This window comes from Microcoleus sp. S36b_A4 (assembly GCF_036700645.1).
Classification (GTDB): domain Bacteria; phylum Cyanobacteriota; class Cyanobacteriia; order Cyanobacteriales; family Microcoleaceae; genus Microcoleus.
Genome location: NZ_JAUBPI010000048.1, coordinates 1 through 25,201 on the forward strand (window position 1 = coordinate 1; position 25,201 = coordinate 25,201).

Consider the following 25,201-nt stretch of genomic DNA (forward strand, 5'->3'; position numbering starts at 1 on the left):
AGTTGTTATGACTTTGGAAGCCATACTAGCCATCCCTGAGTATTATTACTCCTTTCGACTAAACGAATCGCACCTACGTTCATTTATTTTAACAAGAGGGCGGGTGTTGAATGGGTTTATCTCTCGCGGGCATCTTAAGAAACCCCTCAAGAGGGGGGGTTTTGAATCCACGGCTTCCTCAAGAAACCGGGTTTTTTACCTCATCTGCGGGCTATAACCCAGGATTTTGCTCAAATAACCCGGTTGCTGGGCCCCCTCAACTGAACTTACCCACGGCTGCTCAAGAAACCGGGTTTTTTACCTCATCTGCGGGCTATAACCCAGGATTTTGCTCAAAAAACCCGGTTTGTGGGCTCCGTCGGTAAATCTAAAATCTAAAATCTAAAATCTAAAATCGATTGACAGTTGTCGATCGAACTTGCTATGTTAATCATACTCGTAATGAGTACGCTTTAGTAAGTCAGTTTTTGTTTTTAAGCTTTATGGTAAAAATTGTCGGCATTGGTGGAAGTTTGCGGGCTGGTTCCTACAGCCAGTTAGCATTGAAGGTGGCAGCAGAACGGGCGCAGGCCCTGGGCGCGGAAGTTGAAATATTGGATTTGCGATCGCTCAATCTGCCATTCTGCAACGGTGAGAATGATTATCTCGATTACCCGGATGTGGCAAAGCTGCGAAATGCGGTTAAGCAAGCCGACGGCTTGATTTTGGCAACGCCGGAGTATCACGGTAGCGTCAGCGGTGCTCTCAAGAATGCCCTGGATTTGATGAGTTTTGAGCATTTGGACGGGAAAGTTGCGGGTGGGATTAGCGTTTTGGGAGGGCAAGTTAACAACAACGCACTCAACGATTTGCGCGTGATTTTGAGATGGGTGCACGCTTGGGTAATACCCGAACAAATTGCGATCGGACAAGCTTGGAAAGCTTTTAGTCCTGATGGTAAATTGTTGGATGAAAAACTGTCGGAAAGGTTCGACGAATTTGCTCGGAGTTTAGTAGAAAATACGCGGAAATTGCGAGGAATTCCGTAATTGTATTTCAGGAAAAACGCACTCTTGGACGCAACTGGCATATTACTCGGATGCGTCAGTTGCCATAATTCCTCGATTTGAAGAGGTTTTTTCTCTAGTAGAGCACCCTACAAGCTGTGATACTAACAGTCAACAGTCAACAGTCAACTGACTTAAAATGGCATATCGATCATGTCTCCGAAAGGATGGGGTACGTCGATCGGCATTCTTCCGGGTTTTGACTCATATTTGTCTACCCACTTTTTTGCCAATTCCAAAGCTTCCTCCTCAGTCTTGGCATTTTGGACGGCGACGTGGCGGTTGCCGCGACTATCCCAAACCTCGACGTAGAAGACTTTCTGGGATTGAATAATCCAACCTTTATAAGTGTCTGCTGGTTCCATAGTTAGAATCCTAAAATAATCTGGCGGGGAGTTCCACTGACGAGCTAATTGTAAATATTGCCCTGCATAAAATGAATTTTACGGGGGTTTCTATAGTATTTTTGGAAAAAAGTCAGTTTTACGGTTAACCTCATGACTAGACTCCTGAAGCAATTATTTAACTGGAGAAAATATCTCCAACCTTTGGCCGCGACGATCGCGATCGCCCTAATCGCATCCCAGATGGCCGTATTGCCAGCATTGGCGACTGGCGTTTACGAAATACCGGTGTTGTCGGCGGGCGATCGAACTTGGGTGTTCGACAAAGGCGACGTGCTCAGCCGCAGCAGCGAAAGCAATATCAGCAGCGTACTCGACAACCTGGAAAACAAAACAGGGAAACAAGTCCGATTTGTCACCATCCATCGCTTAGACTACGGTGAAACGACTGCCACTTTCACCGACCAATTGTTTGAACAGTGGTTTCCCGAAAAAGAAGACCAGACTAATCAAATTTTACTCGTTCTCGACACTGTTACCAACAGCGCGGCAATTCGCACCGGCGAAGGGATTAAGTCCCTGCTAACCGATGAAATTGCCCAGAGTGTAGCCGGGGAAACCGTGCAAGTGCCGCTGCGGGAAGCCAATAAATACAACGAGGCATTTGCGGCTGCAAGTACGCGCATTGCAACTGTTTTGTCGGGCGAACCCGATCCGGGTCCCCCTGAAGTTGTTGACAACATTCAAGTTGAAGGCACGTTTAAAAAAGCTGAAGAAACAGATCAAGGCAATGCCACAGTTGTTGTGGTTGTGCTGTTGGTGTTGGCGACAGTGATTCCGATGGTGACTTATTTCTGGTATCAAGGTTTTTCTTGAACAGTTGACTGTTGACTGTTGACTGTTGACAGCGAGGTTTTTAAACAGTTGATGCTTCGACTAATCTTGAACGTATTCTCGATCGCTCAACAATGCAATTTCTGCCCGTACAAATTCCCGTCCCAGATAAGCCGCGTGATCTAACATTGTCACCGGGCTGGGGCGGGTTTCTTCTAGAATTTTGACACAAAGTTCTTTGGCGGTTCTGCCGGTAAAAAGTGTGACCTCAGTGCGTTCTACTTTGCCGCGGGCGGGGATTGGTTTACCAGTTTCGGGATCGACGGCGAGGCCTCGATCGTCGATGATGTTGGTGAAATGTTTGGCACAAATTAAGCTGGTTTCGCGATCAAGATAAATGATGAAGTAGCCACCTGGATCGAGGTCGATGTGGCGTTTGGATAGGCTGTCATCGATGGCGGTGAGATTTTCCAAGGTTTGACTCATGGTTGGTGAAAGGAAGTAAACAATAGCTATATTTTTTTTGCTATTTCTAGTTTAGTCGGCTGTGGGACAAGTTTGGGACATTGGTTGGTTGAATGCGGGGGGAAGTTTCGGGCGATCGATACTTCCTGCAATTTGCCGATCGCTCCTATGCTACAGTCGATCGGGCTCGACAGAGAAATTGATGAGTGAACTTAAGACGCGATCGCTGTTAGATCCCCGACTTGTTCAAGAAGTCCGGGATCTGGGAATTCTGTTTTTTTAGCCGTTGCTCACTTATCTATGATGCAAAATCGGTTATTATTGTATAGATGATTTGTTTGTGTTAAAGCTGAGCCAAAATGAAATTTATAGATTTGTTTTCAGGAATAGGAGGTTTCAGACAAGGGTTTGAAAAAATCGGCTTTCAATGCGTTTTTTCGTGCGAAATTAACAGTAAATGCCGAGAAGCTTACACGGAAAATTTCGGTGAGGTTCCTTTTGGAGATATCAGTAAAATTAATCCCGTCGAGTTAGAAGACTTTGATATTTTAGTCGCCGGGTTTCCGTGCCAACCTTTTAGCATCTGCGGCAAAAAGCTCGGTTTTGAAGATACTAGAGGCACACTGTTTTTCGAGATTTGTAAAATTATCAAAATCAAGCAGCCTAAAGTTATCGTTCTCGAAAATGTCAAGCACTTAATCCATCACGACAAGGGAAATACCTTAAAAGTAATTATTGCCAGTCTTGAAGATTTGGGATACAGCGTGAATCACAAAATGCTGAATGCTAAAGACTTTGGAATTCCTCAACATCGTGAAAGAATATTTATTATTGCAACTAAAGGTAAACCATTCAATTTTTCTCGGCTTAAAACCCAGGTTACTCCAAAACTCAGGGAATTTCTAGACAAGACAGGGGATTTTGAAATAGTGGATAAATCCGAATATACTTTAATTGATTATCCGAGAAAGCAAGATTCGGGACTTTTGTTTGTAGGTTACAGAAATAAAGGTACTTGGAAAACTGGCGTGAGGCCGAATACAGAACATTTATCGAGAGTTCACAGACAGCCTAATCGCATTTATTCGGTAGATGGAGTGCATCCCACCATTCCTTCGCAAGAAACATCTGGCAGGTTTTTTATCTACATTCCTGAGCAAGATATGGTGAGAAAGTTGACGCTGAAGGAATGTTACCGTCTTATGGGTTTTCCTGAAGATTTTAAGAGTTATCCGAGTACGGGGGAAAGTTACAAGCAAATTGGGAATTCGGTTTGTGTGCCCGTTGTAGAGGCGATCGCCCAAGAAATATTAAGTCAAAATTTATTGTCAAATGAAACGAAGGAACCACAAAGACACCCAGAATCTCGATTTCTTGAAGAAGTCAAAACTCTAGCTAACACTATTACTTAATCTGACAACTTATTTTACTATCTTGACGAAGATTCCCATACAATTCGAGACTGTCTTGCCAATAAAAGTGCAAGCTCATCAGCCCTTGGACGGTTATCTTCACGATAGGGCAAGCCTATAATACTCCCATGAGATGAAGAGTCACGTACTACATTTAGACCTAGTTCTCGAATTCCCCCTACATTAAGGCTAGCGACTCCTTCACAGTTTCTCAATGCACTCAAAGATTGCTCTATGGAAAAATTGACAGAAATACCCTGTTCGTTTATATTTTTCCGCAAATAGTGTCCGATTTGACGATCTATCCCGATCTATCCATCCTTTTCGGAGAGCTCGGTAAACAAGTGTACGATCCGGTAATGTTTCAAACTCTGACGCACTTGCTGAAGATTGTTCTATCATATTTTGTTAAACCACTGCAACCAGTCAACTAATGTTGATGATGAAGCGATATCTTCGACTGCATTTTCATTTTTTGCATGGTGATAAATGTCAACTGGTTGCTCCGCACAGAATGGACAAAATAGGCGAACTGTACGCTCTGGTTCTAAGCTTGTCCAATCAAGTGTAATACTGCCTCTGTCATCTGTACCTGTTGAGGCTTTTGGAAAACTGTTTCCCATGCTATCGTAGGCTTCTACAACTAACTTCATAGCTGTCCTGAAAGCATATTCAGTCGGTCTCAAAATCCCGTACTCATCCTCTTCTTCTAAATCTAAAAGCTCGATCAGACGTTCAACAGTGATTCGGAAATTTAATAAACCGCTATTGCTACTGCTATCAGTAATTTGTTCCTTTGCTACAGTCATAAGATTCAATCCATTTTAGCCGATCGCCAATTTCATTTTAACACAGCCTCATGCTGTGAAATTTGCACTCAAAAATCCCATTGTTGACGGTCGATCGATATTTGTATGAACACGGCAGTGCGGTGTCCAAATCCGAATATATTTGTAGGGATACAGCACTGCTGTGTCCGCGATATTTGCAAGGACACAGCAATGCCGTGTCCCTACCGAAAACCGCCATACAAGCACCGATAGGAGGCAATCTTAATTCCCGACTGCAAACTTGTCTTAAGCTGGAACTTGGATTCTTTCAGTGCCGGCAAGTTCAAAGGCTGCGTGTATTGCCTTCAAAGCAGTTACACCTTGTACCTCATCCACAACGCAGCTAATTTTAATCTCGGAAGTGGCAATCATTTGAATGTTGATTTGCTGGCGGGAAAGCGCTTCAAACATCTTTGCCGCTACTCCCGGATGCGCTACCATCCCGGAACCGACAACGCTAACTTTTGCAATTTGTGTATCGACTGCTACTTCGCCCCATCCGAATTCTGGGGCGGCTTTTTCGAGGGCGTTTTTAGCAGCTTCGGCGTCAATTTGTGCGACAGTAAATGCAATGTCGCGAGTTAATATGCCGTCGATATTGTGGCAGCGCTGCGACTGAATAATTGTATCTACGCTGATATTTTCCTCGGCTAAAAGTCCGAACAGTTTTGCTGCTACTCCGGGTCGATCGGGCAATTGGCGAATTGCTAGACGCGCTTGATTGAGATCCAACGCAACGGCGCGGACTGCGGGCGGTTTGTGGGATGATGAATGCAGCCCAATAGGGGAATTGGCGACATCAAATGTTTTGCAGAGTTCGGCAACGGCCCGATCGCAATCTTCGGCATCGATCGCACAACTAACTTTCACCTCGGATGTAGAAATCATTTGAATGTTAATTCCCACATCCGCTAAAGTCTTAAACATCTGCGCCGCTACCCTCGGACGACCGATCATTCCCGCACCCGCAATGCTAACTTTAGCTATTGGCCGCTCTTCTGCTTTCACTTCCGGTTCTCCCAATTCTGGGCGAGAATTCTTGCCGAGGGCGGGGATAATTGCATCTGCAACGGCAGTAGCTTGTTGGAGAGATTTTCGCGTCACTGTGAAGGCAATATCGTTAGTATTTCCTTCATGAATTGACTGGATAATTAAGTCTACATCGAGGTTTTGTTGCGCGATCGCACCAAACAACCGCGCTGCTACGCCGGGGCGATCAGGCAAACGCAGTAGCGACACCCCCGCCTGATCTAAGTCAAATTCCACCGCATCGACGGCTTTTGCGAGCTCCAAGCCCTCCAAAGGCCGGGGTTGCGGGGGTGGGGACACTACCCGCGTACCGGGGGCGTCACTCCAGCTAGAAAGCACTACCAGCGGTACGCCGTAATTCTTGGCAATTTCTACCGCGCGCGGGTGGAGGACTTTTGCGCCCAAACTCGCCAATTCCAGCATTTCGTCGCAGGTGATTTCGTCCATTAATTGCGCGTCGGGAACCAAGCGCGGATCTGTAGTCAGAATTCCGGGAACGTCGGTATAAATTTCGCACCTGTCTGCCCGCAGCGCTGCAGCGAGGGCTACTGCGGTTGTGTCGGAACCGCCACGGCCCAAGGTGGTAATTTCCAATTCTCCGGCATCGGCTATGCCTTGGAAACCCGCAACCACAACCACTTTACCGCTTTTTAACTGGCTCTCAATCCGATTGGGATCGATTCGCAAAATCCGGGCGCGGGTGTGGGCGGCTTCGGTGACAATGCCGACTTGGGCGCCGGTGAGGGAAATGGCGGGCTGTCCCATTTCCTGCAATGCCATGCTTAAAAGTGCGATCGAGACTTGTTCCCCAGTGGAGAGCAACATATCCATTTCCCGCTTGTTGGGATTTGCGGAAATTTCCTTGGCGAGTTTAACTAAACCGTCGGTGGTTTTGCCCATCGCCGAAAGTACGACAACCAGAGAGTTGCCAAGCTGTGCTGTTTTTACTACTCGTCTGGCTACTTCCAAAATGCGATCGACTGTACCAACCGAGGTTCCGCCATATTTCTGAACAATTAGTGCCATAGATTCTACACAAAGCTACAAAATACTTATCAAATAATACAAGCAGCTTCTGGATTAGAAGTGGTAATTTTTAAAATTCCCCTACAACAAACCGGAGAAAAGAAAAAAAATATCTGCGTAAACGATAAAAATATGTGGCTATGGGCGGGTTTTACCAGCCATTTAAGTCTCTCAACGAATATTTTAATAAACCCGCCCTCTTGATTCTGATTTTAGCCTCCTTCTAGCTCTCGCAAACGCGCTTCTAAAGCTTGAATTCGCAGCTCGGCTTCTATTCGCTTTTGCCGTTCTTGTTCTGCTTCTGACTGCGCTTGTTCGACTGCCAATTCCGCTTGTTCGGCTCGTTCATCGGCAGCCAGCAGCAAATTCCCCTCAGCATCCCACCAGCGCATCCAAGGCAATTCTACGCCTTGATAAATTCCTTGCCAAATGCCTAATTCCAATCCCATTGGCTCGATTTGGTAATGTCCGCGCTGATTTTCTGACATTAACTCAAATCTATCTTCCACCAAATGATAGCATTCTATTTTGGCTTTTTTGACTTCATAAATTCCGTAAAAAGCAGGTCGAATAATCCGCTCGTAAATCCAGAATTTGCCTTTTTTGGGAGTTTTATCTCTTTCTTCGCTGCCATCTCCAGAGACAAATTCTAGTATGATTAACGGGGGCATTAATTCTTTCCACATCACATAGGAACGCCGCATATTTCCGTCGAGAGTTGGCGGCACGTCGGGCACGTAAAACCAATCTGGGGCTTCGGCTCCTTTTTCTGGCGGTTCTGGGGGTTTCGGGACTCGCCAATAAATACCTGAATCTTGACCGATGCAGTATTGTCCGTCGGGATGAAGTTGGTCTAAAATGGGTCGGACAGATGTTGTTAACAGGATGCTTTGAGGGAGTTCTTGAAAGTTTTTCACAAAAGTACCGTCGGAATCGGGTAATTGAGTGTGGTCTGGAAAATCTGTAAAATCTGTTACTAGAAGTTCGGGTTTTTCGGTGACACTCATGTTGACCTCTTGAATGTTTAAAAATTATACTTCACATTGGGAACGGAATATGAGTCAGTACAAGTTAATTATTTTCGACTTTGACGGCACTTTGGCAATTACTCACAAAGCTATTGTATTTTGCTTTACCAAAACTTTTGAAACTTACAATATTGCCCCGCCTGCTGCTGATACTATTATAAGTACAATAGGCATCAATTTACCAAATAGCTTTAAAATCCTCCATCCGGCAATCGACGAAAGCGCAATTCCCGAATGGGTTGAAACTTACCGATCTTATTATCGGACTGAAGGTGAAAAGCAAGTAGAGTTATTTACCGGGACAAAGCAAGTCTTGGAGTTGGCGCGTCAGTCTGGATTGAACCTGGGGGTTTTTAGCAACAAACACGTTAGTTTTGTGAATGTGTTACTGCAAAAATTGATAATCCACAGTTTTTTTGATTTAATTTTAGGTGATAACGGACAAATAATTCCAAAACCAAATCCGACTGTTTTTAACTCCATTATTAAACCACTGTTCCTGGATTTGGATAACAGTCAAATTTTAATGGTGGGCGATACAGCGGTTGATTTGCTGTTTGCTAAAAATGCTGGGATAGATGTTTGTTGGGCGGCTTACGGATATGGCGATCGCACTCAGTGTCTCGCCCTAGAACCGACTTTCGCGATCGACGATATTTCAGAACTTGCTGTGTTCGTTCAAAATTAATTTTTCCTGGTTTTTTAGTAATAGTTTGAATACCTTAAGTCCTAGTTTTTTTATTCAAAAAAAATCAATAAAGACTCCGGACATTCTATTTTGATTCAACCGTAAAAATAAATGCGCGAACTTGTAAGCTACCTAAACTCTGCCAAGTAAACCATACCAAAGATAGAGTGATCCCTGGAACAGCTATTATAAATTAACAAGTAGGATTCCTTTGAAGGTAGAAGGCACAAGGCAGGAGCAAATAGGAAAGAAACGAGGGAATCCCGATTTTTTTTAGGTAGTATTTACCGCCAAAATTCTGCATGATAGCATTTTAACTTCTGCCTTCGGAAAAGAGACAATTTTGTTAAACTCTAGGGTGTGCTGGTAGTCGGTATCTACAATAAACTCAATTTATAGAAACTCATGCAGATAGATATAAGCATTCCTTCTGAAACGCTATCGCCGACTCGTACTGGCGGCACACCGAATTTAATAGAAGAAGTATTTCGGCTGTACGATCGCGCCCTAGCAGCTACCAGCAACGGCATCGCAATCGCGGACGCTACCCGGCCGGACAAGCCTATAGTCTACTGTAACGGGGCTTTCGAGCGGATTACAGGCTACAATCGCAGCGAAATAATCGGGCAGAACTGCCGCTTCCTGCAAGGCCCGGATACCGATCGCGCTGCCGTCGATCAAATCCGCGCGGCCCTGAAAGAACAACACGACTGCAAAGTAGTTCTGAAAAACTACCGCAAAGACGGCACCCCCTTCTGGAACGAACTCACTATCTCGCCGGTGCGCGACAGCAGCGGGCTCGTTACCCACTTCATCGGCGTTCAATCTGATATCACCGATCGCTTCCAAGCAGAAGAAGCCCTCAAAGAAGCCGAAGCAAAATACCGCAGCATCTTTGAAAACGCCACCGAAGGCATATTTCAAACCGCCCCAGACGGGTGCTACCTCAGCGCCAACCCCGCACTAGCCCGAATGTACGGCTACGATTCCCCGTCAGAATTGATCGCAAAATGTTCGGCAAAAAACATTTACGCCGATCGCACCCGCCGCGCTTCATTCATGGCAGAAATCAGCAAAAACGGCTCCCTGAAAGAGTTTGAGTCCTGCATCTGCCGCCAAGACGGCAGCACTACCTGGATCTCGGAAAACGTGCGCGAAGTCCGCGACGCAGGCGGAGAAATTCTTTACTACGAAGGAACCGTCGCCGAAATCGCCGATCGCAAACAAGCCGAAGCAGCCCTGCGAAATCAAGAATACTGGTTGAAAACCGCAATTAACGCCGTCCCCGACGCGATCAACCTCACAGACAGCGAGGGGCGCTGGCTGATTGCCAACGACTGCGCCCTCCAACTTTTGGGCTGGGAAACCGCAGACTACCAGGGCAAAACTACTGCCGAACTCGCTGCTGCCGCCGATCCCAGAGTCAGAGAAATCCTGCTAACTTGGCAGGAAACCGACGAAACCACCTGGCAAGCAGGCACTCTCACCTCCAGCCGCCAAATTGTGCCCTTGCCCACAGGCGGCAGCAATTTGTTTGAAGTGCGGAAAGTGCCGCTGTTCAACCCCGACGGTTCGCGCAAAGGTTTGGCAGTGGCGGGGCGGGACATCACCCAGGAAGTGGCAGCGGATGCAGCTTTGCGAGACAGCGAACAGCGGTTTCGGGCAATTTTTGAACGCGCTGCCATCGGCATGGTAGTCGCTACCCTCGAAGGTGTTGCGATCGCCACTAATCCGGCATTTCAAGCTATGCTGGGGATCTCGGAAGCTCAACTGCGCGGTGTCTGCCTCGACGACTGCGCGCACCCGGAAGACGCACAAACTTCGCGCGAGTTGCGCCAACAGTTGGCCGCGGGCTCCCGCGAAGCTTACCAAATAGAGAAGCGCTACCTCCGCCAAGATGGCAGCATCAGGTGGGGACGCCTCAGCGCCTCTGTCATCGACAGCAGTCAGGGAACGCCACAGTTTCTTTTGCAAATGGTAGAGGATATTACCGATCGCAAACACGCCGAGTCAGCTTTGTTCCAAAATGAGGCTAAGTGGCGATCGCTAATTCTCAACAGTTCCGACATCATTACTATTCTCGACGCCCGTGGTCGCATTGTTTACGAAAGCCCTTCTGTAGAAACAGTTTTAGGCTACGAACCAGAGGAACTCGCCCGTCAAATTGCTCTCGATTTCATCCACCCTGACGACCTTCCCTCGCTGATGTCCGACGGCGAAAAACTGATCGCAAATCCAGGCGATCCGATCGCCCTAGAAGGTCGGTTCCGGCGCGCTGACGGTTCTTGGTGTTTTCTCGAAGGTGTCGGCATCAACTTGCTAGCAGACCCCGCTGTGAAAGGAATTGTGATCAACTCCCGCGACATGACGGCGCGCAGGCAAGCAGAGTACCGTCTCAGCAAAATCAACGAGTGCTTTTTGGGATTCACCACCGACGCGGCTGAGAACATCCAGCGCCTGACATCCTTAGCCGGCGAGCTTTTGGGAGGAAGCTGCGCCATCTACAGCCACGTCGGTGGCGAACTCCTGCGGGCGATCGCGACTTGGCAAGCGCCGCCGGACTACCCGCTGGTCGATCGCGCCGAGGGCCACATCTGCACCGACGTATGCAGCAAAGGAAGCGATCGGGCTGTTGCTATTCCTGACTTGCAGAACACGATCTACGCCCAAACCGATCCCGCTGTCATCCGCTACCAACTGCGAAGCTATCTGGGACAAGCAGTGCGGCTGGGCGGCAATTATGTGGGTGCGATGTGCGTTCTCTACACTGAGTCGATCGCGCCCACAGAAGCCGACTGCAAGCTGATCGGAATTATTGCTGGGGCGATCGGAGTTGAGGAAGAACGGGCCGCCGCCGCCTCTCGCGATCGGCAAAAATCCCAAGAATTGCAAACAGCTTTGCGCGAATTGCAGCAAACTCAAATGCAGTTAGTACAAACCGAAAAAATGTCTTCCCTCGGACAAGTGCTAGCAGGAATTGCCCACGAAATTAACAACCCAGTTGGCTTTGTCGCCGGCAACCTCTGCCACGTGCGAGGCTACGTTCTAGACTTATTAGAAATCGTACAGGTGTATCGAGAAGAGTACCCAAATCCCCCAGCAAAACTTCAGCAACAAGCCGAAGATATAGACTTAGAATTTCTAGCAGAAGACCTGCCAAAATTGCTCAATTCGATGCAGACCGGATGCGAGCGCATTGTAGAAATTATTCAAACTCTCCGAAATTTCTCGCGGGCGGACGAAGCAAAAATCAAAACTGCCGACATTCATGAAGGTTTAGAAAGTACCTTGTTAATGTTGAACAGCCGACTGAAAGCCAAACCCAACTGGCAGGGCATTAAAGTGATTAAAGAATACGGAGAACTGCCGCAAATAAACTGTCATCCCGGACTATTAAATCAGGTTTTTATGAATGTATTTGCAAATGCGATCGACGCCTTGGAAGAAAGCTGCAACCAAGCAAAAAACATCGCAAATTCTACGATCTTTCCTACTATTACCATTCAAACTAAAACGGTTGACGACAAGAGCATTTTAATTCGGATTAAAGACAACGGTCAGGGCATTCCCGAAGATCATATTGTGCGTTTATTTGACCCATTCTTTACCACAAAACCCGTAGGTAAAGGCACAGGTTTAGGTTTATCAATTTCACACCAAATTGTCGTTGAAAAACACAACGGGAAATTGCAGTGTCACTCGGAACCGGGTAAAGGTACTGAATTTATCATCGAAATTCCAATTCGTTGACATCAGGACGACGCTAATCAGGATATAGCAATCCTCGCATCATTTGTGAATTTCTTACTTCCTCTCCGCGGGTTCGGGGAGGGTTGGGGTGGCGTAAAAAATTTACGACTCATTGAGGATGGCTATATAATTATGTTCAAGTCATATCAAATCCGTTAGCATCGGAATAGTAAATTCGAGTTCAATGTTGACGGTTGACGCCGTCAACCGTCAACCGTCAACAGTCAACATCATGTATGAGTGTAACCGGAAATGATATCAGCCCTAACTTACTTAAAAACTAAACTGCGTCCGCAAATTGCCCACAAAAATTGTCGGGTTGTTATCGAAATTGTTGGCATTGCCGATCGCATAAAATGCCGGCACGATCGAAACATGGTCGGTGAGAGGAAAATAATAAGTTGCCTCAATTTCGTACTGCGTGCCACCGTTACCCCCGCCAGAAATCAGAAATCTCCGACCGCCAGTAAAGTCAAAAGGTACTAAATATGACACGGTAAGCAAAGCTCCTTCTTTGAACAAATCGGGAAATGCAAGTCCTAACTGATAAGATTGATTTTTGATCGTGCCGTCGGGTCGGTTAGTCTTGGGAAATATATTGGTTTCGGCGTAGCCGTAACGGCCGAAAAGACCAAAACCACGAGTGACTGACCAATCGAAATTGAAACTATAAGTATTCGCAGTAGCATTCCCCAGCCGACCACCAAAACCGTCATCTGCCACACCGTTTAACGGCTTGCTGTTAGGAGAGCCAATTAAGCCGCCGATTTGCTGGATGTTGGAACGGCTGTACAAAAAACGCAAATTAGTCCGATTGCTCGGACTGAATGTTAATTCTGCTGTAGTCGTATTTGTCCCACCAAACAATCCTTGAGACGGATTGGAAGCGGAATTAAATACGGAAGTGGGCAAAAATTCCGTACTCTCGCCCAAATAGCCAAAACGCAGTTTCAATGCGCGGGCAATATCCCACAAAACCACAGCACCGGCACCGCGTCGGGTAGCGCTTAACAAAGGGCTGTTGTTAGAATTAAAGCTGCTCGCACCGTCTACGAAAAAGTTAAATTTATTGTTGTCAAAGTAGCGGTAAAAATTAATCCGCGGCCCCACTACTACTTGCAAGCTGTTGCTAACAGGGAACCGATAGGAAAGTTCCCGCAGGATAACTTCATTGGGATTTGCTCCGGCAGTTTGATCGAGAAAAGGAGTGCCGAATGTATTGAAAAAACCCGTTGAAGTATACTGGTTGGCTGGGGAATTGCCGTTACCTACAGCTAGCTGTGTAATCAATTCGTCTTTCCCTGTAAAGGAAGTAGTGAGAGTCAACCAAACTAACTGACTGAAAGTGATTTCTGGATCATCGTCCACTCTCTGCACAATTGGTCTGTTGGTGACTGGATCGCGTCCGGCTACTCGATCGAGCGGAGCAGCATTTCCATTTGTTGCTTCAACTCGGACTCGATCGCCCGCAAAAGCTCCAGTCAGGTTAAACCAAGCAAATCCGTTGAGTTTAGTAGTAGTTGAAAATTGGTTGGCCTCCAATTCGGCAGTGCGGGCTTCTAAAGTATCTACTCGACCGCGCAATGTAGCTAATTCTGCTGCAAATTCTTCTTGCAATCTTTGCAAAGCAAGTAAATCTTCTCGCTTGACTAAATTACCAGTAGAACCGCCAAGTTGTTTGGTAATTTGGTCTAAGCAAGCGTTTAATCCGGCAGCAAATTCGTAGCGAGTCATGGCTCGATTGCCTCGGAATGTGCCGTCTGGATATCCCGCAATGCAGCCGTATCTTTCTACTAGGGATTGTAAGGCTTGAAAAGCCCAATCTGTCGGCCGCACGTCGGAGAGTTGGGAAACAGAAGTGACTTGTGCTGCGTCTTCTTGTATGCTGAGGTCATCAGCGCTGCCCGTCTCGCTGCTGATGTCGTCAACTTTGCTGGCTTCAGCAACTTGTTGAGACTGAGGAGAGTTTGCAGTTTCTAACTCCTGTGGGGGCAATTCGCGAATTGCCTCCGTTATTTCTGGGGTTGTTGTTGCGTGATCGACAATTGCTATATCTTGTTTGGGTAAAGCAGGATCGACAATTGCTATATCTTGTTTGGGTAAAGCAGGATCGACAATTGCTATATCTTGTTTGGGTAAAGCGCTATTTACCCAAGCTGCATCTGTTTCGGGTAAAGCGCGCTCGACTTTTGCTATATCTGTTTCGGGTAAAGCGCGCTCGACTTTTGCTATATCTGTTTCGGGTGAAGCGCGATCGACTTTTGCATCTGTTTCGGGTAAAGCGCTATTCACCCATGCTGCATCTGTGTCGGGTAAAGCGCGATCGACTGCTGAGTTAGCCTCTGCGGTGATCGCCGCTAACTGCGGTATCTCAATCTTACCTTCTGCCAGCGCTGCGTCTGGGGTAGCCGTAGGGACGGCACTCGCTTCTAGCGCAACTTCTGGAGTTGAGGTATCCTGAATTTGAGCTGTTGCGGAGATCGGCCCCAAAGGCACTGCCGCACCAGAAATCAAGAAAGACAGCCAAAAAGCTTTAACGGAGGTTGAATTATTCACCATACCACTCACACCACTTGTTGAAAATTAAATTTGGCCAATCTTAAACGATAAGCTTGCTTATAAATGTGTTTGGTTTAACAAATTCTTATAAATAGTTAAATTTATTTTAGGAAGCGAGCGATTCCCAATCACTAATGACTGAAGACTACTGACTCCTGACTAATTCCCCCAATGAAGTTTTTATTAGTTACAGATTTAGACAACACGCTAGTCGGAGATGACGAAGCAACTCAAGTTTTAAACCAGCGCTTGCAACCTGTGCGATCGCAAATTTGTTTGGTTTACGCTACCGGGCGTTCTTATGCTTCAACTTGCGAATTAATTGCCCAAAAGCAACTGCTCTCACCCGACTATTTGATCGCAGGTGTAGGCAGCGAAATTTACCAAGACGGAATCCTCGATTTAGATTGGGCGGAATATCTTTCTCAAGACTGGGATAAAATGGCGATCGCCTCTTTAGCGCAGCAGTTTTCCCAGCTCAAACCCCAATCCCTAAAAGAACAAAATCCTTGGAAAATCAGTTATTGTTTGGAACCAGGAGCAGAAAATAGCTCGACTGTCCAGGCTTTGCAGCAAAAGTTAACTGAATCGGGACTGCCAGCTCAAATTATTTTTAGCAGCAATAGTAATGTAGATATTTTACCACAAACTAGCAATAAAGGCAATGCCCTTGCTTATTTACAAAAGCGTCTACAAATTGCATCTGAGGCAACATTAGTTTGCGGTAATTCTGGCAATGATATCAGTATGTTTTGCCAAGATGTCCGGGGAGTAATCGTCGCTAATGCTCTGTCAGAACTTTTAGAATGGCATCGCAAATGCGGCACTGAAAATCATTATTTAGCAGGTTCTGCTTGCGCTTGGGGAATCATGGAAGGAATGGCATATTTTTGGGAATTTTGATTGCCAAAAATTCGGTTTGGTTTGTAGTGATCACTGAAGTCCTCAGTACAAACGCATCCGAAGCACCCCAAGTCCTGCAAACCGTTAAAATCTGTTCAGGAATCTCAACCGCGTATCGATCGAACCTGCCAGTTGCGATAGCATCAGCGTGTACTGCTTGATCAAACCTAATCGAACTTAACTTTAGTTACCTCAAGCGAGTTGAAGTTTATTTCCTAGTCTGTTGGGCCCAACGTAGTGGAGGGAGTCGGCTATCCCAAGATAAGTCGCCTATTCCCCGATCGCCAAAGGTTCTATAGTTAAGTTGAGCGCCTAAACCTAAATTACTCTCTCTATAAAAACTTATCTTTCTAGATGAACAAGATGTAGGTTGAGTCAACTATTTGCCCCTTTAGTTCAGTTCGCAAACGCACCGCCACATGGAACAAAATACTTTACCCGTAGAGGTGATTCTCTCTCACCCCCGCCAATATTTAGGCAGCATTCGGCTGGATTGGACGCCACAACCGGGGAACTATCTAGATTTAGAGGGACAAACCTACGCTGTATTGGAACGCCACCACCGCTATCAACTCAAATGTGGCCGCTACCGACTGCAAAAAATTGCCCTGTACGTGCAGTCGGCTACACCGCCGACGGAAAGAACTTTTGTAAGTGGCATCTGGGTTATCGGAGATGCTAGCTGTCGCTTTAATGCTCGATCGGAAATTCTGCGCTGTGCTGTCAATCCCAATGGCCCGTGCAACTGCTGCGGCGATTACCAAAAGTCTTGAATCATCAAGTCAATCGATTTTAGATTTTAGATTTTAGATTTTAGCATTGACTTGCGCGAGATAAATTCGGGGGCGCCTTTATCGGATACAGGTTTTTTATTTCTGGACGGATGAATCACGTGGCGGGTATCCTGGATGCTTTCTGTCAGTACAATTCCATCTCCTCCAACCGAGAGTGCCGAGAATCTCGGCTTCTCCCTCATTCATTTACAAAAAACTATCAAAACCCACTAGCAACCCTCGAACCGAATTTAACTTCTTCAGGCAGGGGGTAATCTATCTTCTGATAGCTGTGCAGCACGTCGCGAATGCCAGTATGAATCAAATTTTCTATGTGCAGCAACTGCTCAGAAGAACAGCGAACCTGAACTGTTTGGTTTGACACAGACTCGCCGGAGTCGATCGCAGTATATCTATTAGGAACTCGGCTGAGCACATAAGCAATTAAATCCTGTCGCAATCCCGAAGGCGAAAAAGCTTGTTGGTAAGGGTGCTTCGGATAAGACTCCAAGATATTTTCTACTTCCTCTGTGACTACAGCTAAGGTAATATTGACAAGATTTTTCTGCATTTTCCCCGTCCCCAAACACTCGTTAACTAATATTTTTGTGGCCGTTCTCGATCTCGTCTGATTTCTCATGAATTTTAACCCGCTAATACCCCCAATCGTTCTTCGGTCATCCCCAGCTCGAACTCGGAACTTACCTCTTCTATAACCCGCAGCACGTAGCAGGGAATCTTGTCGGATAAAATAGCACTTGCCACCGTACCAGTGTGAATTTCTAAGACTGCTTCTGCAGCAGCTTCAAACATCAGTCGCTGTCCCGGAAACATCACTCTTTCAAAGTACCAATTAGGAATGTTCCCAATCCGAACCACCTGAACTTGGTTGCTAACATTTGCGTAATAGCACAGAATCTGCTTGTTACCTTTATAAGATAGCTGATCAGACATTTAAAAAATCTCCACACTCTTTCTAAAACTTACTGAGACTTGGCCTTGCCTGTTAGTAGCAATTACGAGTTTGGCTCTTGTTCAAACGATCGACTTATTTTTGGGGTGTTATTCGAGAGCGCGAATCACATCTTCAGTTATTAATTTTTGTAGCATTTAGTTATCCTGCCAACACTTAGAGGACTGGCGCAGGAACCCGGTTTTTCCCGGTACAAAACCCGGTTTGTTTGGTATGCAGCGCCTAGATCCTGACTTATGGAGGTTGGTTGTGCTGTAGCACGAGTTAATCGAAAGTACCCTCACTCCCCCGAACTCTCCTGACAACAGGTTCGCTCTTTGGCAGCGGAATGGTGCTGAGAGTGCGAGCGACCTTCAGATCCAGAGCTTCGGGTAAACTTTATCTAGAAAATATGAGGAAATTATGAAGGCCATCATTTTTTTGATAAATATACTTTTGCCGAAGGAGAGATTACAACAGTTAGGCAAAAACCTGGTTTTTGAGCCAAAAACTTGGCTGCATCTGTGATCCTGGGTTAAAAAACCAGGTTTCTGAGGGAAATCTGCATAAATCTTGGATTAGCAGGTTGAAACGGAGTTTTTTAGCAAAAAACTTGGCTGCATCTGTGATTCCGGGTTAAGAAAAACCGTTCTTGAGGCAAGTGTTTGTAACTTCTGGAGGAGTTATTCTGCCTGTAAATACGGTGATCGGCGATCGGCTTTGCGGGTAACAAAAAACCCCGACTCCCTGAGATCATCTCTAGAACTTCTAGGGAATCAGAGTTTAAGTTAACCAATCACCGATCGATCTCAAAGCTAAATCAAAAAAATGAGGAAATTATGAACATAGCCGGAAAAACTAGGAATTTCCTGGACGCATAAACCGGGTTATGTAACATAATTGAATAATTTTCGCAACAATCAAGAAAAGGAGAAAGCGGATTTTTGATCGTCATCCGGCTTTAATGCCCCCTTGATTCTTTAGTCGGGCTGGGCCAACTTTGTTTGTCTAGTAGGGGTTTCAAATGCCGAGTTTGATATGGTATCTGCGATCGCTTTTTACCCCAGTTTACAGCAACGGTTCCCAACCCAGAATGTCCGCCACTTGCTGTGCCAAACTCAAAGGATCGAAAGGCTTGGCAATCACCCCCGCTACCCCCAAATCAGCAAATTCGCTCAAATCCATCGCCTGCACCTTAGCCGTCAGGAAAATCACCGGAATCCCCCGAGTAGCCACATTGTTTTGCAGCAAACCAAACAGAGTAAGTCCGTCCATATCCGGCATCATCACATCTAGCAGGATAGCGTCAGGAAGTTGAGTTTCAGCTAACAGCAATCCTTGGCTGCCGTCGGGCGCGCTTAGTACAATCCAGCCGCCTAAATGTTCCAGACAGGCCTGAATCACGCTGCAGAGGTTTTTTTCATCATCGATGACCAGAATGCGCTTTGCTGACATAATTAAAACTCAAATTTTAAATTAATTATGGTAAACTGAAAAAAACTTAAGCACCCTGCCTCATCAACTCGGCTTCTTCACAGATAGAGAAGAAGAAAGAAGCAATAAAATTAAGAGTTTCAGCAGTTAAGAACGTTCTAATCAAGCGGTTGGTATGTAGCCACTCACCTACTGAAACCCTGAACATAAAAATCGACATATCAGACTCCCAAAATCATCCTAACCGCGTGCGTTTCCAGAAACTTTAGCTTTCGCGAGTTCCGATCAAAGCAATCTCAAACCTCCAAACTTTTTCCCCCTTCGCCTTCCAACGGTGCAGGCACTGTGAAATAGAAACTGCTTCCTTCTGAGACAACACTTTCGGCCCAAATTCTGCCGCCGTGCTGCTGTACGATACTGCGACAGATAGCCAAACCCAAACCCGTACCTCCTTTTTGGCGGGAGTCAGAAGCATCGACTTGTTGAAACCGTCCAAAGATAGTTTCTAGTTTATCTGCAGGAATCCCCCGCCCTCGATCTTTGACTTCAAATAAAACCCGTGAAGCGTAGCTATCCCGTAGGGAATCGCCTAAATCTTCCACCCTGAGAGTTACTGTACTCCCTGGAGCGGAGAATTTAATCGCATTGCTCAACAAATTTACCAGCAGTTGAACGATTCTGTCCGGGTCAGCCCAAATTTGGGCTGTTTCGGGCAAAATCGACAAATCAATATTATTTTCAGCAGCCAAAGAAAGTACAGCTTCTGCAGACTTCCGCATCAAAACCTGGGCATCGCACCACTGCTTGACGAGGATAACTTGGCTCGAATCGAGCCGCTCTAAGTCGAGAATATCGTTTACCAAACGCACTAACCGTTCGGTATCGCTCGAAGCGATTTCTAACATCTGTTTGGCAGTTTCCGGTTTACTTTTCAGTACCCCAGCCGCCAGCAAACCTAAAGAACCGCGAATGGAGGCAAGCGGCGTTCTCAGTTCGTGGCTGACAATCGAAATAAACTCATTTTTCATTTTTTCAATTGCCCGACTTTCTGTGATATCTGTGACTGTGCCGACGTGACCAATTAGTTGAGATCTGTCGGAAAAAATCGGAGCTGTTTTCAGCCGACAAAACCGGATGGTTCCGTCTCGCTGGATGTGTCGGAATTCGCAGGAAAATTCCCCATCTAGCGATTGCGATTGGGACCACTTAGACAGAATTAGTTTGAGGTCTTTGCGGTGAACAAACCGCATCCAGCCGTTTCCTAAAGCTGCTGCCGGTGTGAAGCCACCAATTGCTTGACAGCGAGGATTTGTATAGGTACATTTCCCCTCAGTATCGATTTTGAAAATGCCCACAGGGGAGCTCTCGCTCAGAGAGCGAAATAAAGCTTCGCTTTCCCGGAGTTCTGCTTGAGAGCTTTCTAGTTCTCTGGTTCGCTGCAAAACTCGCATTTCTAACCGTTCGTTGAGCTGTTGAAGGGCTGCTTCAGCAAGTTTACGATCGCTAATATCTCGGTGCACTGAGACCCAGTGGGTAAACTCACCATTTTCGTCCGCTATGGGCACAATGCTCATTTCTACCCAAAATTCCGTCCCGTCTTTGCGGTAATTGATCGAGTCAACTCGCAGCGGCTGCCAGGTTTCCAAAGCTGTCCGAATTTGATCGAGACTGGCGCGGTCTGTTTTTTCTCCTTGCAAGATGCGCGGCGTTTTGCCCACAACTTCTTCTAGCGTATAGCCGGTCATCCGCGTGAAAGCTGGGTTGACATAAATAATTCGCGGGCCCGGTTCTTCAACCGGTTCAGCTTCGGTAATTAACACGGCGTCGTTAGTGGTGGTGACTGCTGATTCCAACAGGCGCAACTGCAATTCTCTAGCTTTGCGATCGGTAATTTCTGTAACTGTCCCCACCATCCGCACTGCATCGCCGGCTTCGTTGTAAAAAAACTTACCTTTTCCCTCGATCCAGTGAATGCTGCCGTCGGGCCAAACCACGCGGTATTCCAGAAAGTAATCTGCTCGCTGGGCCAGGGTCTGATTTATAGTATTATCCGTATTTTTTAAATCTTCTGGGTGAATGCAAGCTGCAAAACTTTGATAAGTTCCCGCAAAAGTTCCAGGGGCAAACCCAAACAACTCTTCGTGTTCCCTCGACCAAACAATGCGATTTTTCTGCAAGTCCCAGTCCCAAAATCCGATTTTGGTAGCCGACAAAGCTAAGCTAAGCTGCTGATTAGTTTTCCGCAACTCCATGCTAGTAATAGCAACTCGTAGTTCTCGGGCTATTTCGATTTCGCACCGCTGCCAAGGCAAAGATTTTAACCTCACAGTTTCTTGCCATAAGTCAAAGGAATTGCGAGGAGACAGCGGCCGGCTGCCATCCGGTTTCATTTCAATTTCCCCGTCTGGTTTGCCGGCCCAGTTGACAGTTTGAATTGTTTCGGGACGGAACCACAAAATGTAATAATTTTGCATCTCGGACATGGCAAGGACGAGCAAACCGCTAGCAACTTCTTTAAAAGTCTGCGAGGGCGGATAGAGTTTTGAGAGAGAATCTGTATAAAAAATATCATTATTTATTTGAGTTTTTATCCAAGCAATTAAGTTTTCAATTTCTAGTAATTCCGGGGTTTTGCCGATGGTTGTTAAATTTTCATTTGCACACACAACTCCACCAGTTGCGCCCACTAAGGTCAGCAATTCATCTCCGGATTTAAGTAAACCTTCTACAAACCAGTGTGATTGAGAAATTTTGGTAATAAATTTATGGCAATTTTCTTTTAAATAAATTGCATATTCCCAATTTTCGCTATCTTGTTTATAGCTAAGTTCTAGATTCACAAACTTTGCTAGTAGTTCGCAAGCCTTTCTTGTTTCGTAGTTGACATACTTTCGTGTTGGGTGGTGACAGGCGATCAATCCCCAGAGTTTTCGATCTTTGATTAATGCCAAGGTCATGCTAGCGCCAACGTTCATATTTTTGAGATATTGAACATGGCAAGGGGAAACTGCTCTCAACAAAGAGAAGCCCAGATTCAGGGGGCGGCCGTTCAGCGGATTGCAGTGAGGAATTAGTTCTATCGGCTGACAGTTAATATCGGGAATAAACCGAATTAAATTCATGTTGAACAGCTTTCTTGCCTGGGGAGGAATATCGGTAGCCGGATAGTGCAGTCCCAATAAAGGAGCCAAACTTTCTACTTTGTCTTCGGCGACAACTTCCCCCGCACCGGTGGTATCAAATTGATAGACGATCGCTCGATCGAAACCGATCATCCTCCGCACCTCTGCAACTGCTGTCTGGCACAGCACTTGCAGGTTTGGTGTTTTGTGGATTTTGTCGATCGGCTCTTGGACTAAATGATAAAAATCGAAAGAATCGCTAGGTTTTAGGGAAACAGCCGACTCGAGCTCAAGAATTAATGCTGAATTTGATTGATGTAGCGTCCCCTCAAAAAAAGACTTGCGGTCTTGACTTTTGAATGATAATCTGATAGCGTTACGTTGTTGGTCGTTTTCAAATAAAGCTTTTTCAATAGCTTGAATTTCCTCAGTCTCGACAAATTCCTCTAAAAATTGCTCCAAAAGTTGTTCGGGGTAAAGGCCCATCGCCTCAAAAGTATTGTTGCTAACTTGCAAAATTTTCAACGCCGGAGATTCCAGCACCAAAAGGATGCCGTGAGGTTGAATCGAACCCGGGGCGTAAATTAGTTCGCAGTCGCTGTCATTGAGATTGTTTTTGTCTGAGGGCAATATCATGGCTTTCACCTGATTAATACTTCTCTAAATAAGTCTGTGTTCTTGATGAGCTGGCAAGCATCTATTAACGCCATCGCGTCCGAATCGCACAACCAAACAATCCCAAGTCTTGGCTAAGGCTTCCTGAGTCGTTTCCGACACGCACTGCATATTTATTCATGGTTATACCAGTTTTAAACAAGAATACAACTGTAGCCCCGTGCTCCCAACCACGAGCTTCATCATTCATTCCCAATTCTTCAATTCTTTAATTCTTTAATTTTTTAATCTAAAATGGGATTAGCGCTGTGCCTGAGCCAGTCTGTTTCTTAGTTGAGTCCGCTCCAAACGATTCAGGAGGCGAGCAATTAATTCCGGTTTCACGATCGGCTTGTTCACGTAGTCGTCAGCACCTGCGACAAACATTTGGCGCACTATTTCTGACTCGGAATGAGCTGTCAAAAATAGGACGGGGAGCTTGCTCCAGCGCAAATCGTTGCGAACTGCCAAACACAGCTCGATACCGCTGTAACCGGGCATCTCCACATCTAAAATTAGCAAATCCGGACAAGTCGTTTCGAGTACCTCCCAGAACTTTTCGGGATCGTCCAATGTTGTTACTTGAAATCCCCAAGGTTGTAGAATCACTTGCAGTACAGCCAATAGATGCACGTCATCGTCTACCACCATAACTTTAGCTTCAGCAGGGCCAGTCTGGTCGATTAATTGGGCGACTGCTTTGAGTATATCTGCTGGGGGTATAGATTTGTGTAAAAAGCCCGAAGCTCCCAAACGAGCAACTTCTATTCGATCGCTCAATTGATTGTGTCCGCTAAAAACCATCACCGGAATTTCTGGCTTTTCACTGCGGAGTTCGGCTAAGAGAGAAAGTCCGTTTTCCTGAGATCGGGAAAATTTCAAATCCAGCAAAATCGCGTCGGGAGGCTGTTGAGAAATCGCATTTCTTGCCGCTTGCGGAGAGTTGGCGACTTCTATCTGAAAGCCGGAACCGGATGCTACTGTTTTCAGTTGCTCGCTCCCAAAAGTATCATCATCAACAATCAGCATTCGGCGCGTTTGGGAAACCGCAGGAACCAAAGCGCCTTCTGGTTCGGGCGACGGGCGATCGAATACCTGTTTGAGCTGATGCAGAAATCCCTCAATCTGCTGAGCTGTCCCCGGTTTCAAGATATTTTCAGCGTTGAACAAATGTTCTATCTGGCGCGCAACTTCCGAACCTTTCGGCAGGCCTAACGTTCCCAAAGAACCGACTAATTTGTGAGCTTGGGTCTGGGCTTCCTCGCGCAGTTCGCCCTCCAAGCTTCCGTTTTTCAGTTGAGCGATCGCGCGATCGAATATCGCCACCTTTTCTATAAAATTAGCTTTTAAATTTTCCCGCATTTGGGCAATCGCATTCAAGACTTTGAGACGGCGCTCGTCTTTGTTTAATTCCTGGCTAGACCCGCTGGATTCAGTAGATAAAGTCTCTTGATTTTTAGCAGTTTCTGCCGTTTCCTGCCCAACTTGTTGGCTCTCAATCTCCTCCGGCAGACTTTTGAGCCGATAGCCCAATCCGTACACGGTTTCCACTAAATCTACAGTCATCCCGGCTGCTTTCAGCTTCTGTCGCAGCCCCTTGATGTGAGCGGTAACTGCTTCTTCTTGAGGAAATTCGCCGGCCGACCAAATGCGATCGAGGATAGCGCTGCGACTGAAAATGCGCCGAGGATTTCTCAGGAAAAGTTCGAGCAAATTGTACTCTTTGGGAGTCAAGTGCAGCACTTTTTCGGCATAAGTTACTTCCGTAGTGTCTGGGTTGACTTGCAGTTTTTCCCAAGTCAAATTTGTACTTGACAAAGTTGCCTTACCCCGGCGCAGCAAAGCCCGAATTCGAGCGATTAATTCTTCGAGATTAAAGGGTTTGACCACATAATCGTCTGCACCCGCCTCTAAACCTTGGACTCGATCGTTGCTGCTATCTAGCGCTGTCAGCAGTAAAATCGGCATTTGGCAGCCGGACGATCGCAATTTTCGACACAAACTAATGCCGTCGAGTTTAGGAATTAGCACATCCAAAACAATCAGGTCGTAATCGTATGCCTGCACCAAATGCAACGCTGTTTCACCGTCTGCTGCCGCATTCACATTGTAATTGTGAGAGTTCAGCGCTTGAGTCAGCAAACTGACTGTAACTATGTCATCTTCTACCAGCAGGATTTTCATAAACTTCACCTGTCCTTCCAACTATTCTTGGAACTTTTTATCGGTTTTTGGGGCTAATTAAATAGCCTTTTTACAACTGAATTCAAAAAATCCCCACCTTCAGTATAACAAATACTATTCTTGAAATAGAATTATTGTCAATTATTATTTTGATTTTATTTGTTTTCC

The 25,201-nt window shown here is 46.1% G+C and carries 19 protein-coding genes; 8 read left to right on the forward strand and 11 right to left on the reverse strand.

The window, feature by feature from the left end:
* Positions 1–482: 482 nt before the first annotated feature.
* Complete coding sequence (locus tag QUA03_RS16580; protein ID WP_333213389.1) at positions 483–1,028, forward strand: NADPH-dependent FMN reductase; 546 nt, start codon at positions 483–485, stop codon at positions 1,026–1,028.
* Positions 1,029–1,180: 152 nt separating this feature from the next.
* On the opposite strand, the gene QUA03_RS16585 is transcribed toward QUA03_RS16580, so the two are convergent.
* Complete coding sequence (locus QUA03_RS16585; protein ID WP_333213355.1) at positions 1,181–1,411, reverse strand: hypothetical protein; 231 nt, start codon at positions 1,409–1,411, stop codon at positions 1,181–1,183.
* Between the two features lie 132 nt (positions 1,412–1,543).
* Here QUA03_RS16585 and psb32 point away from each other — a divergent pair, with 132 nt between their 5' ends.
* The gene (gene psb32 / locus QUA03_RS16590) at positions 1,544–2,266 is read left to right on the forward strand and encodes a photosystem II repair protein Psb32 (protein WP_333213356.1); all 723 of its coding nucleotides are present in this window, start codon (positions 1,544–1,546) and stop codon (positions 2,264–2,266) included.
* Positions 2,267–2,326: 60 nt separating this feature from the next.
* On the opposite strand, the gene QUA03_RS16595 is transcribed toward psb32, so the two are convergent.
* Positions 2,327–2,710 carry a DUF4346 domain-containing protein gene (locus tag QUA03_RS16595; protein ID WP_333213357.1) on the reverse strand — a complete coding sequence of 128 codons (384 nt, stop codon included), beginning with the start codon at positions 2,708–2,710 and terminating at the stop codon, positions 2,327–2,329.
* Positions 2,711–2,771: 61 nt separating this feature from the next.
* On the opposite strand from QUA03_RS16595, the gene QUA03_RS16600 reads away from it, so the two are divergent.
* Positions 2,772–2,972: a hypothetical protein gene (locus QUA03_RS16600; protein ID WP_333213358.1), complete on the forward strand. Its 201-nt coding sequence runs from the start codon at positions 2,772–2,774 to the stop codon at positions 2,970–2,972.
* Positions 2,973–3,048: 76 nt separating this feature from the next.
* Positions 3,049–4,101 (forward strand): DNA (cytosine-5-)-methyltransferase, encoded by a 1,053-nt coding sequence (gene dcm / locus QUA03_RS16605; protein ID WP_333213359.1) that lies wholly within the window; start codon positions 3,049–3,051, stop codon positions 4,099–4,101.
* A gap of 398 nt (positions 4,102–4,499) precedes the next feature.
* Here the strand turns inward: dcm and QUA03_RS16610 are convergent, their stop codons facing one another.
* From QUA03_RS16610 to QUA03_RS16620, 3 genes are all read right to left on the reverse strand, one after another.
* A complete protein-coding gene (locus tag QUA03_RS16610) occupies positions 4,500–4,910 on the reverse strand; it encodes a hypothetical protein (protein WP_333213360.1) in 411 nt (136 codons plus the stop codon).
* A gap of 267 nt (positions 4,911–5,177) precedes the next feature.
* A complete protein-coding gene (locus QUA03_RS16615) occupies positions 5,178–6,986 on the reverse strand; it encodes an aspartate kinase (protein WP_333213361.1) in 1,809 nt (602 codons plus the stop codon).
* A gap of 212 nt (positions 6,987–7,198) precedes the next feature.
* Positions 7,199–7,993 carry a Uma2 family endonuclease gene (locus QUA03_RS16620; protein ID WP_333213362.1) on the reverse strand — a complete coding sequence of 265 codons (795 nt, stop codon included), beginning with the start codon at positions 7,991–7,993 and terminating at the stop codon, positions 7,199–7,201.
* Between the two features lie 49 nt (positions 7,994–8,042).
* On the opposite strand from QUA03_RS16620, the gene QUA03_RS16625 reads away from it, so the two are divergent.
* Both QUA03_RS16625 and QUA03_RS16630 read left to right on the forward strand, forming a co-directional pair.
* Positions 8,043–8,702, forward strand: coding sequence for an HAD family hydrolase (locus QUA03_RS16625; RefSeq protein WP_333213363.1), 660 nt, complete (start codon positions 8,043–8,045; stop codon positions 8,700–8,702).
* A gap of 405 nt (positions 8,703–9,107) precedes the next feature.
* On the forward strand, positions 9,108–12,452 hold the full coding sequence (locus tag QUA03_RS16630; protein ID WP_333213364.1) for a PAS domain S-box protein: 3,345 nt from the start codon (positions 9,108–9,110) through the stop codon (positions 12,450–12,452).
* A 273-nt stretch (positions 12,453–12,725) separates the two neighbouring features.
* Here QUA03_RS16630 and QUA03_RS16635 read toward each other — a convergent pair whose 3' ends face one another.
* Positions 12,726–15,011: an iron uptake porin gene (locus tag QUA03_RS16635; RefSeq protein WP_333213365.1), complete on the reverse strand. Its 2,286-nt coding sequence runs from the start codon at positions 15,009–15,011 to the stop codon at positions 12,726–12,728.
* Between the two features lie 171 nt (positions 15,012–15,182).
* Between QUA03_RS16635 and QUA03_RS16640 the strand changes: the two genes are divergently transcribed.
* Complete coding sequence (locus QUA03_RS16640) at positions 15,183–15,914, forward strand: sucrose-phosphate phosphatase (RefSeq protein WP_333213366.1); 732 nt, start codon at positions 15,183–15,185, stop codon at positions 15,912–15,914.
* Between the two features lie 419 nt (positions 15,915–16,333).
* Entirely contained in the window at positions 16,334–16,687 is a 354-nt protein-coding gene (locus tag QUA03_RS16645; protein ID WP_333213367.1) for a DUF6464 family protein, read from the forward strand.
* A 220-nt stretch (positions 16,688–16,907) separates the two neighbouring features.
* Here the strand turns inward: QUA03_RS16645 and QUA03_RS16650 are convergent, their stop codons facing one another.
* The 5 genes from QUA03_RS16650 to QUA03_RS16670 form a co-directional block, all read right to left on the reverse strand.
* Positions 16,908–17,327 (reverse strand): late competence development ComFB family protein, encoded by a 420-nt coding sequence (locus tag QUA03_RS16650; protein WP_333213368.1) that lies wholly within the window; start codon positions 17,325–17,327, stop codon positions 16,908–16,910.
* A 5-nt stretch (positions 17,328–17,332) separates the two neighbouring features.
* Entirely contained in the window at positions 17,333–17,641 is a 309-nt protein-coding gene (locus QUA03_RS16655) for a DUF1830 domain-containing protein (RefSeq protein WP_333213369.1), read from the reverse strand.
* A gap of 1,066 nt (positions 17,642–18,707) precedes the next feature.
* Positions 18,708–19,094 (reverse strand): response regulator, encoded by a 387-nt coding sequence (locus tag QUA03_RS16660; protein ID WP_333083611.1) that lies wholly within the window; start codon positions 19,092–19,094, stop codon positions 18,708–18,710.
* Between the two features lie 275 nt (positions 19,095–19,369).
* Entirely contained in the window at positions 19,370–22,831 is a 3,462-nt protein-coding gene (locus tag QUA03_RS16665; protein ID WP_333213370.1) for a PAS domain S-box protein, read from the reverse strand.
* 279 nt (positions 22,832–23,110) lie between these two features.
* Positions 23,111–25,033, reverse strand: a complete 1,923-nt coding sequence (locus QUA03_RS16670) for a response regulator (protein WP_333213371.1) — start codon at positions 25,031–25,033, stop codon at positions 23,111–23,113.
* Between the last annotated feature and the right edge of the window lie 168 nt (positions 25,034–25,201).